Annotated in this window: 12 protein-coding genes and 1 other annotated feature; of the genes, 2 read left to right on the top strand and 10 right to left on the bottom strand. The window is 37.2% G+C overall.

Annotated features, from left to right (window positions below):
- Window positions 1-17: 17 nt before the first annotated feature.
- The 4 genes from RK02_RS01090 to RK02_RS01075 form a co-directional block, all read right to left on the bottom strand.
- Window positions 18-980 (bottom strand): PhoH family protein, encoded by a 963-nt coding sequence (locus RK02_RS01090; protein WP_016182388.1) that lies wholly within the window; start codon window positions 978-980, stop codon window positions 18-20.
- A gap of 184 nt (window positions 981-1,164) precedes the next feature.
- On the bottom strand, window positions 1,165-1,611 hold the full coding sequence (locus RK02_RS01085; RefSeq protein ID WP_016182387.1) for a GatB/YqeY domain-containing protein: 447 nt from the start codon (window positions 1,609-1,611) through the stop codon (window positions 1,165-1,167).
- 24 nt (window positions 1,612-1,635) lie between these two features.
- The gene (gene rpsU / locus RK02_RS01080) at window positions 1,636-1,812 is read right to left on the bottom strand and encodes a 30S ribosomal protein S21 (RefSeq protein WP_002287321.1); all 177 of its coding nucleotides are present in this window, start codon (window positions 1,810-1,812) and stop codon (window positions 1,636-1,638) included.
- A 141-nt stretch (window positions 1,813-1,953) separates the two neighbouring features.
- Entirely contained in the window at window positions 1,954-2,394 is a 441-nt protein-coding gene (locus RK02_RS01075; protein WP_016182386.1) for a Fur family transcriptional regulator, read from the bottom strand.
- A gap of 195 nt (window positions 2,395-2,589) precedes the next feature.
- Between RK02_RS01075 and RK02_RS01070 the strand changes: the two genes are divergently transcribed.
- Window positions 2,590-3,456, top strand: coding sequence for a pyruvate, water dikinase regulatory protein (locus RK02_RS01070; protein ID WP_016182385.1), 867 nt, complete (start codon window positions 2,590-2,592; stop codon window positions 3,454-3,456).
- A gap of 105 nt (window positions 3,457-3,561) precedes the next feature.
- On the opposite strand, the gene RK02_RS01065 is transcribed toward RK02_RS01070, so the two are convergent.
- The 6 genes from RK02_RS01065 to trxB form a co-directional block, all read right to left on the bottom strand.
- The gene (locus RK02_RS01065) at window positions 3,562-4,509 is read right to left on the bottom strand and encodes a homoserine O-succinyltransferase (RefSeq protein WP_016182384.1); all 948 of its coding nucleotides are present in this window, start codon (window positions 4,507-4,509) and stop codon (window positions 3,562-3,564) included.
- A 61-nt stretch (window positions 4,510-4,570) separates the two neighbouring features.
- Window positions 4,571-4,811: a binding site (T-box leader), on the bottom strand.
- A gap of 2 nt (window positions 4,812-4,813) precedes the next feature.
- Window positions 4,814-5,683, bottom strand: a complete 870-nt coding sequence (thrB, locus tag RK02_RS01060; protein ID WP_016182383.1) for a homoserine kinase — start codon at window positions 5,681-5,683, stop codon at window positions 4,814-4,816.
- Complete coding sequence (gene thrC, locus RK02_RS01055) at window positions 5,680-6,738, bottom strand: threonine synthase (RefSeq protein ID WP_016182382.1); 1,059 nt, start codon at window positions 6,736-6,738, stop codon at window positions 5,680-5,682. Before thrC ends, thrB begins: the two co-directional genes overlap by 4 nt.
- Before the next feature lie 4 nt (window positions 6,739-6,742).
- On the bottom strand, window positions 6,743-7,999 hold the full coding sequence (locus tag RK02_RS01050; protein WP_016182381.1) for a homoserine dehydrogenase: 1,257 nt from the start codon (window positions 7,997-7,999) through the stop codon (window positions 6,743-6,745).
- A gap of 144 nt (window positions 8,000-8,143) precedes the next feature.
- On the bottom strand, window positions 8,144-9,868 hold the full coding sequence (locus tag RK02_RS01045) for a phospho-sugar mutase (protein ID WP_016182380.1): 1,725 nt from the start codon (window positions 9,866-9,868) through the stop codon (window positions 8,144-8,146).
- Between the two features lie 292 nt (window positions 9,869-10,160).
- Window positions 10,161-11,096, bottom strand: a complete 936-nt coding sequence (gene trxB / locus RK02_RS01040) for a thioredoxin-disulfide reductase (RefSeq protein ID WP_016182379.1) — start codon at window positions 11,094-11,096, stop codon at window positions 10,161-10,163.
- Between the two features lie 114 nt (window positions 11,097-11,210).
- On the opposite strand from trxB, the gene RK02_RS01035 reads away from it, so the two are divergent.
- Window positions 11,211-12,572, top strand: coding sequence for an MATE family efflux transporter (locus RK02_RS01035; protein WP_016182378.1), 1,362 nt, complete (start codon window positions 11,211-11,213; stop codon window positions 12,570-12,572).
- Window positions 12,573-12,578 lie beyond the last annotated feature (6 nt).

Here is a 12,578-nt window from a genome sequence, read left to right as displayed (position 1 = left end):
AGCTATCGGTTGTTGTACTAATGATTTGCCTTTTCATACGCTTGAATAATTTGAGCAACTACCGGATGACGAACAACATCACTGGCTTCAAAATGGACAAAAGCAATTTGTGGTAAATGTTTCAAGGTTTTTTCTGCATGCATTAACCCACTAATTACACCCTTTGGTAAATCAATCTGACTCGTGTCCCCATTAATAATCATTTTCGATTGAAAACCTAAACGGGTTAGAAACATTTTCATTTGGGAAATAGTCGTATTTTGCGCTTCATCCAAAATAACAAAAGCATCTTCTAATGTACGACCACGCATATAAGCAAGCGGAGCAATTTCAATGACTCCTCGCTCAATTAAACGTGTAGTATGTTCTACACCAAAAATTTGATGTAAAGCATCATAAACAGGCCGCAAATAAGGATCGACCTTTTCTTTTAAATCTCCAGGTAAAAAACCTAGGCTTTCCCCCGCTTCCACTGCTGGACGTGTTAAAATAATCCGTTGTACTTCGCCACGTTTTAGGGCCAATACAGCTAGCACAACCGCTAAAAAGGTTTTCCCCGTTCCTGCAGGTCCAATGCCAAAGACAACATCATGATTTTTCACCGCCTCAATATAGCGATGCTGACCCCGATTTTTAACGCGAATAATTCGTCCATTACGATCTTTTAGTAATTCCTGTTCGTAAAGTTCAACAAACTGATTTAAACGACCATTTTTTAAAAGGTTTAAAGCCGTCACTACGTCAGGGGTATGCACCGGAATCCCTCGGTCAATTAATTCCACCAATCCATCTACAACAGCCTTTGCATCATCAACTGACAACGCTTCTCCTTCGATTTGAATCATTTCTCCTCTTGTACGGATAATTACGTCTAGATTTTCTTCAATGACTTTCAAATGTTTATCGTGTGACCCAAATAATAGTCCCAAATCAGTATCTGCATTAAATCTAAGATCCAGTATCTTTTTTTCTTCCGGCAAAAAAAATCGCTCCTTTTATCATCAAACTAATTCATCTCATTTTTATGAAGCATTACTATATCGCTGATTATAACATAATTTCCAGTAAAATTCGATGGTTGATACTTTGAACAACTATTTTATCCAACAAGTAAAAAAAACAGCTGGTTAAAAACCAGCTGCATTGTTCAATTGAAGTGTTTGATTACTTATTTAGTAATTCTTTTACGATTGCATTAACCTGATTACCATCGGCTTTGCCTTTAACTTGTGGCATAACTACGCCCATGACTTTACCAAATTCTTTAGCAGAACTTGCATTTACTTGGCTAATTGCGTTTTGAATGATTTCACGCAACTCAGCTTCACTTAACTGAGCAGGTAAATATTTTTCAACGATTGCAATCTCCACTTTTACTTTTTCAACTAAATCATCACGACCAGCCTGTTCAAACTCAGAGAGCGCATCACGTCGTTGTTTCATCTCACGAGACAACACAGTTAGTTCCTCATCTTCGCTTAAATCATGGCCTGCTTTGATTTGTTCATTTTGAATCGATGCCTTGAGCATACGGACAACCTGCAAAGTATCCTTATCTTTCGCTTTCATCGCCGTCTTCATGTCATCGTTCAAAGTACTTAGTAGTGACACACTACCAGCTCCATTTCTTTACTCCTAGAATTTTTTACGTTTTCTAGCAGCTTCAGATTTTTTCTTGCGTCGAACACTTGGTTTTTCGTAGAACTCACGTTTACGAGATTCTTGCAAAGTACCAGCTTTAGACACGGAACGTTTGAAGCGACGAAGAGCATCGTCAAGAGATTCATTTTTGCGAACCACTGTTTTTGACATGTAAATCCCTCCCTCCGAGCTTAAAAAGTAACCGTTTTTGTTATCGAAATTAACTTTCAAAAAAAAACATTGTCCTTTTGGAATTATAGCTAAGTTAAGAAAAGTTGTCAAGTTTATCTGTAAAAGACAAGCAAACTTTTTTTAGACATTTTGACACTGTTCACAACGGCCATAGATTTCAAAACGATGACCTTCAATTGTACAGCCAACCAACTGCTCTTGAAAAAAATCCATAGGGCAAATTTTTATTTCTTTTGTTTTGCCACAATATTTACAAATAAAATGATGATGGTGGTGATCAGCGCCCATCAGTGAACAATGCAGACGAAACTTCATTTCCGAATTAAAATCCGTTTCTTCAAAAATACCTAGCTCCGAAAAATCATGTAAATTTCGATAGACCGTGTCGTAGCTTAACCCTGGAAACACGCTATTCATATATTCATGTACTTCACGAGCTGAGACATAGCGATTTTTATCAGCCAAGTATTTAATCAAGGTTTCTCTTTTTTTAGTATACTTTAAGCCATGCTCTTTAATTAAGGCTAGTGCTCGTTGAACAATTTCTTTTGTATGATCCATTTTTTTCCCTCTTTATTTTTTCTATTGTAGAGTATAGCACAATTTAAAAAATTTTTCGATTGATACTCTTTATCCTTGCTCCTACTATTAAATGATTAATAGGGAATATACACAAAATTCTTCTAAATTTATCCGCTTTTTAGCTGCTTTCTATGCTATAATTTAGCTATAATTTTTAAGAAATGAGGTCTATACATGAGTGAATCGACTAAAAAAATTATCATTTTTGTCATCTCTGATTCAGCAGGTGAAACTGCCTCTAAATTAGCACAAGCGACAATGGCCCAATATCCGACTGTTGACTTTGAAGTCTATCGACGGACTTTTATTCAAGATAAAGACGCCTTAATGCAAGCGCTAACCGATGCGAAAAAGTTAGATGCGATGGTTATTTATACGATTATTAATGCTGAATTGGTCGCCCTAACTGAAGATTTCTGTGAACAAGCACAAATTTATAGTTTCAATGTTTTAACCCCGCCTGTTCAAGAAGTTAGTAAAAGAGCCAATATTGAACCAACGGGCGAGCCAGGTGCCTTACATCATTTAAATAAAAATTATTTTAGAAGAATTAAAGCGATGGAATTTGCGGTTAAATACGATGACGGAAAAGATCCTAGAGGCTTTTTAAAGGCAGATATCGTCTTATTAGGCGTTTCTCGTACTTCAAAAACACCCCTCTCTTTATTTTTAGCTAACAAAAATTTAAAAGTGGCCAATTTACCCTTAGTGCCCCAAGCACAAATTCCAGAACAATTGTGGCAGGTTGATCCTAAAAAAATTGTCGGCTTGACCAATGATCCTGCGGTATTAAACGGGATTCGTAAGGAAAGAATGCGTGCATATGGGCTTGATCCAGACACCGCCTATTCAGATATTGATAAGATTCGTGAAGAACTTGATTTTGCCAATAAATTATACGAAAAACTTGGTTGCGTAGTCATCAATGTCGCTACCTTATCCATTGAAGAAACCGCCTCAATGATTTTAAATGAACTGAATTTAGAAGATCATAGTTATTTTATTACCGATAATGATCAAGCTGGTAATTTCTATAGGTAAAATAGCGAATTAAAAGACGTAGTAGTCAAAAATAAGCAAAGGACTCATGCATCGAACTTTGCTTATTGTCTTTGACGCTACGTCTTCTTTTAATCCTTGATTTTTCTAGTATGTTGCTAATTTCTTTCGCCGTTTGGCTAACATCTGCGGAATTTCACTTAATTCATAGGTCGTTTGTTGATAAACATCGTTAATCCAATTATGGTAAAGTAAATGGGCGTTGCCACGCCAGCAGTTAAAAACGCGCCCCTCGATTTGATCATTTTCAAAATAATTTACTGGTAAAGCTGTATCCAAACCACGTTTTTTATCCCGTAAGTATTCTTTTTTTAATGAATCTGTATCATATTCAAAATGTCCTAATAGAAAAATATCATGATCATCAGCGGAAATTAAAATGGTCGCACCAATGTCTGGATTACTAGCTACTACTTTTAATTTTTCTGGTTGAATTTGTGATTCATTAATTCCAGTATATCTTGACTGTGGCCCATAAAATCGATCATCAAAGCCTCTAAATAAACGATGATGAATTTGTAGCTCTTGCGGATAGATACCAAATAATTTTTGTTCATACATGATTTTATCGATTCCATAATGATAATATAACCCGGCCTGTGCGCCCCAACAAATGTGGATAACTGAGGTAACATTTGTTTTACTCCAGTCCATAATCTGCTTTAACTCTTCCCAGTAATCGACTTGCTCAAAGGCCAAGGTTTCTACCGGCGCACCGGTAATAATCAAACCATCATAGCATTTATCTTTTACATCTTTCAATTCTAAATAATACTTTAAAAGATGATGCGCACTAACATTTTTGGCTTCATGTGAGGCAACTCTTAAAAAATCCAAATCAATTTGCAAAGGACTTTGACTGATTAAACGGAGAAACTGTAGTTCTGTATCTAATTTATTCGGCATTAGATTAAGTAATAATAACTTTAATGGTCGAATATCTTGTTGTTGTGCCCGCTTATATTCAATGGCAAAAATATCCTCCGATTCTAGCATTTTGGCAGCTGGAAATCCTTCAGTTAATTTAATCGGCATAATCATCTTCCTTTCTGAATAATTTATAACTCCTTAAGCACAAAAAAAGATTTTCTCCCTAAATAAGGGCGAAAATCTTTTCGCGGTACCACCTTGGTTCACATTCATCTTTGAATGTCTTAATGAAAACATACTTTTTAAAGTATTATTTTCTGTTTGATAACGAAAACAAACCGTAATTGCTATTGTTTCACAATTAATACTCCAAGACCATTTTCAAAGGAATGAATTTCTCTGTTCTCAGCTACTCAGATTCTCTGTAAAATCCAACATCCTTTTACTTATCTTTTCATCGTATACTTATTTAAAAGACTTGGACCCCTTCACGATCAATCGCTAGTTGTTCAATCTGTGCATGATTATCTAATAACCGTAATTGGTCCATCAATGTAGCGACTTCCTCTTTTGGTGTCAAAATTAATACAGTCGGTCCAGCACCACTTAAAAAACAGCCAAAAGCCTTACTGCGTTGACAGATTTGTCGAATTTGACTAAGATGCGGAACTAACTTGGCCCGATATTTTTCATGGAATAAATCTTGCTCCATCAAGCGGCCAGCTAACGCTAAATTGCCGTTAATTACAGCACCAATCATCACATTGGCAATCGCACTTGCTTTAACCGCTTCTTTATATTCAAAGCTTTGTGGTAAAACCTGGCGACTTTCTTTGGTTAGTAGTTCTGTACTAGGAATATAGGCAATAATCTCACATTCTGGGAAATAATGCTTCACCGAGAGCACTTGTTCTGTTGCTTCATCGTAACAAGCGACCACAAAATCACCAAAAATAGCTGGAGCCACATTATCAGGGTGCCCTTCAATTTTAGTAGCAATCGTTAACTTCTCTTCAGCAGATAAATTTAAATGGGCTAAACGATTGGCTAATTCAATTCCCGCTATGATTACTGAAGAGCTACTACCTAAGCCTCTTGTCAAAGGAATATCCGAAATCATTCTCAATTGATGCGGCATAATCTCAGGCGCTACCTGTAAAGCTGTTTGAATGAGTAGATTATTTTCATCACTTGGAATTTCGCTGCCTAGATGATGAATAATCTCCCATTTTTCTTGCGGTTTAATCACCTCAACTACTAGATATTTAGCTAGTGCAATCCCACAAGAATCAAAACCTGGTCCTAAGTTTGCGGAAGTTGCTGGCACTTGGATTTTCATGCTTCGGCCACTCCTGAACGTAAATGCAAACGCATCTGTTCAACATCAGCCATGCGATGAATATCGGCATGTACTTCTTTGATTGCTGTATCAGGATCTTTCAAGCCATTACCTGTAAAGACGGTAACGACTGTTTCTCCTGGTTTAATTTTACCAGCTTGAACATGCTTAATCACACCCGCTAAAGAAGCAGCTGAACCCGGCTCAACAAATACACCATCCATAGCCGCAACTTTGCGATAAGCATTTAAAATTTCTTCATCGCTTACTTCATCAATGTAACCGTTGGATTCATCGCGAGCAGCTGTTGCCAAATGCCAACTAGCTGGATTACCGATGCGGATCGCAGTAGCTATTGTTTCCGGTTTTTCAATCACTTGATTGCGAACAATTGCTGCAGCACCTTGGGCTTCAAATCCATGCATGCGTGGTAAGCTAGTCCCTTTTACTTCATGCCATTCTTTGAACCCTTTCCAATAAGCTGAAATATTCCCAGCATTGCCAACTGGAATAGCTAAAACATCTGGCGCAAAGCCTAATTGTTCACAAATTTCAAAGGCCGCCGTTTTTTGACCTTCTAAACGATATGGGTTGACAGAATTAACTAAAGCAACGTCTTCGGTTTTAGCAATGTCACGAACTGCTTTTAGGGCTTCATCAAAATTACCTGGAATGGAGATAATATCTGCACCATAAGCAATCGCTTGGGCTAATTTTCCCATGGCAATTTTACCTTCAGGAATAACGACATAAACCTTTACCCCGGCTCTTGTACCATAAGCAGCCGCTGCCGCACTAGTATTGCCGGTAGAAGCACAAACAATTGCTTTCGCTCCTTCTTCAACAGCTTTAGCCACTGCCATGACCATTCCACGATCTTTAAATGAACCAGTTGGATTCAATCCTTCATATTTTCCATATAAAGTAATGCCTAACTCTTTAGACAGATTATGCAAAGGAATCAATGGGGTATTTCCTTCACATAATGAAATCATTGGGGTCTTTTCAGTAATTGGTAAATATTCCTTATATCTTTTTAGTAATCCTTCATACATGATCCTACGCTCCTATCACTTTCATTACGCGTTCAATTCTAGCATAATTTGTTAATTTTTGGGTAAATTCTTTTAATTTTGCCTTGGAAATTGGTTCACAAATAACAAACAGATGCGCATCTTTTTTAAGCTGGCGTTCAACCTTGATTGTATACTTTAAGAAGATTGGCTCTAATTGTTCATAATCTTTCACATTTAATGCTAGATAATAACGACTCAGCTGTTGCTCATCATTAGCCAAAGCAGTTGGCAGTGAAAATTGATTAAACAGCGGCGCTTCAAGCTTCAATGCCTTATTTTTCGCAATAGCCACCACATCAGATAACACGCTCGTTGCTGTCGGTAAAGCCCCCGCTCCTGGGCCATAAAACATCGATTGATGAATCCCACTACTTTCAATAAAAATACCATTAAACTCATTTTTGATTGAAGCAATTGGATGACTTGCATGCACAAGGGTTGGACCAACTGATACCGCAATTTGCTGATCATATTTTTTAGCTCGACCAATCAATTTAATTTCATAGCCAAGCTCTTTGGCTGCATATACATCTAGCTCAGTTAATGAACGAATCCCTTCAATCTCTAAATCGTCCATTGTCACATCCATCCCATAAGCAAACTGTGATAAAATCACCATTTTATAGGCTGCATCGATACCATCAACATCATTAGTCGGATCAGATTCAGCAAAACCCAATGCTTGCGCCTTTTCTAAAGCTGCTTGATAAGAAAGATGCTCTTCAAACATTTTGGTCAACATATAATTGGTTGTTCCATTGACAATCCCCATCACATCTGTAATTTCATCGGCTAAATAATTATTAGTCAATGTACGTAAGATGGGAATTCCGCCAGCTACACTGGCTTCATAAAATAATGAAACTTTATTTTCTTTGGCTAATGCATTTAAAGATACACCGTGCTGGGCAATCAGGTCCTTATTAGCTGTCACCACATGCTTACCATGACGTAATGCCGCTTCAATAAACTCTTTAGCTGGATGAACCTTACCAATTAACTCGATAATTACATCTAAGCTTTCATCTTCAACTAACGCGTCAAAATCAGTGGTCAACGTAAAACCGTACTTTGCTGCCATTGCAGATTTATCCTCGCCAGGCCTGACTAAAGCTTTGTCAATAGAAATCGCCACACCAGTCTGTTTTTGTAATTTTTCCTTCTCTTTGGCTAACACCTGGACAACGCCGCCACCCACGACACCTAGTCCTAATAAGCCAATTCTTAGTGTTTTGCTCATATAGACTCCTTACCTTGAATTAGAAATAATTCATTTAATTCTCATAATTTTTTCTATTAGCATATCAAAAAAAGCATAAAAAAACTAGAACTTTCTAAAATAAATTTTCAAAGTTCTAGTTTTTTTGTTCATTTTTTCAATAATTTAAGCCGTAATCGCTTCAATCGCAGCTTTTAGATCAGCAATTTTTTGATTAGCAGCTGTGCTAGAATCCGCTTTAACCCCAATATAGAATTTAATTTTTGGTTCTGTTCCAGATGGGCGTACAGCAATCCAGCTTTCATCTGCTAAGGTATATTTCAATACATTTGATGGTGGTGTCGTTAAGGCTTCTTTTTCACCAGATACAAAAACTTTCGTCAGCGCTTGGAAATCTTCAGTAATAGCGACTGGAATATTCGCAAATTCAGTTGGAGCAGCTTGACGGAAAGTCGCCATCATTTCTTTAATTTTAGCTGCTCCTTCCAAGCCACTTAAAGTTACAGAAATGGTTTTTTCTGCATAATAACCATATTCTTCAAAGATTTCTTGTAATCCATCATAAAGAGTCTTACCTTGTTTTTTATAGTAAGCTGCAACTTCAGCCAATAACACTAAAGCTTGGATAGCATCTTTGTCACGAACAAAGGATTTGACTAAGTAACCGTAACTTTCTTCAAAACCAAACATAAAAGTATTGGAACCCGTATCTTCAAATTGTTGAATTTTTTCAGCGATAAATTTAAAACCAGTTAAAACATTAAAGGTAGTTGCGCCAAAGCTTTTAGCAATCGCTGCTGGTAACTCACTAGATACAATAGATTTCACAATGGTTGCATTGGCTTGAAGCGTTCCTGCCTCCTTATGCGCGGTTAGGATATATTTAGTCATAATTGCGCCAATTTGATTACCCGTTAGCACTTGATAACTGCCATCAGGTAAACGCACTGCAGCACCTAAACGATCGGCATCAGGATCAGTAGCAATTAAAACATCGGCATCTTCTTTTTGACCAAGCTTCATCGCATATTCAAAAGCTGAATGCTCTTCTGGATTAGGAGATTTCACGGTGCTAAAATTCGGATCAGCCACTGCTTGAGATGGTTCAATCACAAATTTTTCAAAACCAGCTTGTTTTAAGGCTTTTTCACCTAGCATTTTACCTGTACCGTGTAAAGGCGTGAAGACTAATTTCAATTCTTTGCCCATTTCATCCACCAATGCTTGATTAATGGTGACACTCTTGACTTGTTCTAAATAGGCACGGTCAACCTCTTCACCAATAATGTTGATTAAACCGCTATGTTTGGCTTCTTCTTCACTTAATACTTCAACTTCAAGTGGATTAGCTACTTCACGAACAAATTTTGTCAATGCATCTGCATCAGCTGGGGGCATTTGTCCACCATCTTCGCCATATACTTTATACCCATTATAATTAGCCGGATTATGTGAAGCAGTAATCATAATACCCGTAAATGCTTTCAAATATCTTACCGCAAAAGATAATTCTGGTGTTGGGCGTAGACTTTCAAAAACAAAGGATGGAATATTGTGTTTTGCTAATGTTTTGGCCGCTTCCATTGCAAATTCAGGTGAGAAATGACGGCAATCATAGGCGATAGCTACCCCTCGTCGTTTAGTCTCTGGATCTTGTGTATCCATAAAACGAGCTAAGCCTTCTGTTGCTTGACGGATAGTATAGATATTCATTCGATTAATACCAGGGCCTAAAATTCCGCGCATTCCGGCTGTTCCAAATTCTAATGGAGCATAGAATGCATCCTCTAATTCAGTCTTGTTTTCAGCCAAGACTGAAAGCTCTTCTTTTAAATGCGATTCTAGATTTTCATTTTCTTTCCACAGTTGGTAGACTTGTTCCCAAGACATACAAAACACCTCTTTCAAAAATTAAAGACTGTTATCAAAGAGAAATATCTCACGGTTAGTATAACATTTTTATAGGATGAATCCTAGTCAATTTACAAAAGTTTCACTTGTCTACTTTAAAATAACCACTTACCGGTTTATTTTTTTAAATAGTGCTATTTCAAAGAAGTTTTACTGACTAAAAATGATGAATCATCCTTGATTTATATTTTTTAACAATTGACCGAACCAACTAAAAAAACGAGCAAGGGCTGATAGATTATCAACTCTTGCTCATTTAATTTTTTATTTGTTATTCACTTACAAAATTGGCTTGATTACTTTCAATATATTGATAAGCATTTTGACCAGCCACGCCACCATCACCTACTGCAGTAGTAATTTGACGCAATTCTTTTTGACGAGCATCTCCACAGGCAAAAACGCCAGGAATTGCTGTTTCCATCCGTTCATTGGTGATAATCCAACCAGCTTCATCAGTAATATTAGCAGCTACAAATGGCTCGGTTAATGGATCTAATCCGACATAAATAAAGACACCATCGCAGTCTTCTAAAACTTTTTCACCTGTTTTGACATTTTTAATTTGAACGCCTGTTACGACTTGATTATTTCCTTTGATTTCTTCGACTACGCTATCCCAAATAAAAGAAATCTTTTCATTAGCAAAAGCACGATCTTGAATGATTTTTTGGGCACGTAACGCATCGCGACGATGGACGATTTTAACTTCAGAAGCAAATTGCGTTAGATAAATCGCTTCTTCAACCGCAGAATCACCGCCACCTACAACGATTAGCTTTTTATTTTTGAAAAATGCACCATCACAAACCGCACAATAAGAAACCCCTCTACCAGAATAAGTTTCTTCGCCTTCAACGCCTAATTTGCGATGCTCGCAGCCTGTCGCAATAATCACTGTTTTGGCTAAATAACTGGCATCTTCGGTCATCACCTTCTTGTAGGCGCCAACCACTTCGATTCCTGTCACATTACCGTAGCCATGTTCTACCCCAAAGCGAGTAATTCCATCATACATTTTTAACGCTAAATCAGGGCCTAAAATAGAATCATAGCCTGGATAGTTCTCCACCTCAGCGGTATTATTCATTTGTCCACCTGGAATTCCTCTTTCTAAAAGAAGGGTCTTTAGGTTAGCACGGGCAGTATATAAAGCTGCTGTCATCCCCGCAGGACCAGCACCAATGATAATAACATCATAATTCATTTAAATAATCTCCTCTATTCTCTTTTACTCATTGATTAAAAGTAGTATAATCATTCATACATTATCGCTTAGATTATTCAAAGCTATAAACCATATTATAGGAGGGGAATTCTTTTGACAAGTAAAATTACTTTTTTTAATCGTTCTGACAAGGAGTTATTTTACTTAAGTTGGCCAATTTTTGTAGAATTGTTAATGGTAGTGATTATCGGCAATATCAACGTATGGATGATTTCGCATTATAATGAATTAGCGGTCGCTTCTGTAAGCGCTACAAATCAATTGCTTGGATTATCTGTAAATATCTATGGCTTCATCACCATTGGTACCCAAATTGTCATTGCACAATTCATCGGTGCCAAACGCCAAAAAGAGATTCCGACCGTGATTCAAACAGCACTATTAGGCGCGTTAATGATCGGTAGCCTATTAAGTTTGTGTTTTGCACTTTTTCCGCATCAATTATTGGCTTTTATGAACTTACCTAAACACGTCATTACCATTGGTGTGCCTTATATCCGAATTTATGGCGGGGGAATCTTTATTTCGGCCATTAATGCCATTATGATTGCCTGTTTAAGAACACATGGTTTCACTAAACAAGCATTGATTGTTCCTATGACAGCTAGTATTCTAGCCGTTTTCGGCAATTATATTGCCTTATATCAACCTTTTGGCTTACCAAGTTTAGGCGTAAAGGGGCTAGCACTATCCGCTATTTTTGGTAATTTTTGTGCTGGCATAATTGCTGCAAATTTACTCAAAAAATATGTGCGCTTTTCGCTCGCTAGTTTTCGATTCCACAAGGTTTCCGGAACATTTTTGAAACAAATCCTAAAGTTAGGATTGCCTTCATCAGGCGAATCAGTTTCCTATCAAGGCTCTCAAGTAGTAGTTACAATGATTGTTGCTTCATTAGGGGCCAATGTTTTGATTGCTAAATCCTATGTTGCTGCCATTACGCAGTTTGTCTTTTTAACTGCAGCCGCTCTAAGTCAAGGAAATCAAATCATGATTGGCCGTAATGTTGGTGCCCATCAATTTGACCGCGCCTATACACGTGGCATGCGTTCGACAATTCAAGGTGTAATCATTTCAACGACTATCTGCATTATTACATATTTAGCAATAGAGCCGATTATGCACATATTTACGCAAAACCAAGAAATTATTGAAATTGCACGTTGGGTATTCTTAGTTGAGATTATTTTAGAAGCTGCTCGAGCAGTCAATATGACTTTAGTCGGTTCTTTAAATGCGAGTGGCGATGTGAAATTTCCACTTACCTGTAGCTTAATTGTTTTATGGTTAATTAGCCTGCCATTTTCTTATTTATTGGCAATTGTTTGTCAATTAGGTTTAGTCGGTGTTTGGATTGCCTATGCTTTAGATGAATCTTTACGTTCAATTTTGATGATTAGTCGTTGGAAGGCGGGTAAATGGAAGGAAAAAGTAATTACCGAAGCCAAAGCTTAATAAAAA

The organism is Enterococcus columbae DSM 7374 = ATCC 51263, assembly GCF_000406925.1.
Taxonomy (GTDB): domain Bacteria; phylum Bacillota; class Bacilli; order Lactobacillales; family Enterococcaceae; genus Enterococcus_E; species Enterococcus_E columbae.
Note: the sequence above shows the minus strand (reverse complement) of the source record. Positions and strands in the feature narration are given on the sequence as shown.

What these genes read in the sequence shown, in the direction of transcription:
- thrB (WP_016182383.1), bottom strand. Translation starts at nt 5,683, where the DNA reads ATGAAAATCCAAGTGCCAGCAACTTCCGCAAACTTAGGACCAGGTTTT.
- RK02_RS01045 (WP_016182380.1), bottom strand. Translation starts at nt 9,868, where the DNA reads ATGTCTTGGGAACAAGTCTACCAACTGTGGAAAGAAAATGAAAATCTA.
- trxB (WP_016182379.1), bottom strand. Translation starts at nt 11,096, where the DNA reads ATGAATTATGATGTTATTATCATTGGTGCTGGTCCTGCGGGGATGACA.
- thrC (WP_016182382.1), bottom strand. Translation starts at nt 6,738, where the DNA reads ATGTATGAAGGATTACTAAAAAGATATAAGGAATATTTACCAATTACT.
- RK02_RS01075 (WP_016182386.1), bottom strand. Translation starts at nt 2,394, where the DNA reads ATGGATCATACAAAAGAAATTGTTCAACGAGCACTAGCCTTAATTAAA.
- RK02_RS01070 (WP_016182385.1), top strand. Translation starts at nt 2,590, where the DNA reads ATGAGTGAATCGACTAAAAAAATTATCATTTTTGTCATCTCTGATTCA.
- RK02_RS01050 (WP_016182381.1), bottom strand. Translation starts at nt 7,999, where the DNA reads ATGAGCAAAACACTAAGAATTGGCTTATTAGGACTAGGTGTCGTGGGT.
- RK02_RS01065 (WP_016182384.1), bottom strand. Translation starts at nt 4,509, where the DNA reads ATGCCGATTAAATTAACTGAAGGATTTCCAGCTGCCAAAATGCTAGAA.
- rpsU (WP_002287321.1), bottom strand. Translation starts at nt 1,812, where the DNA reads ATGTCAAAAACAGTGGTTCGCAAAAATGAATCTCTTGACGATGCTCTT.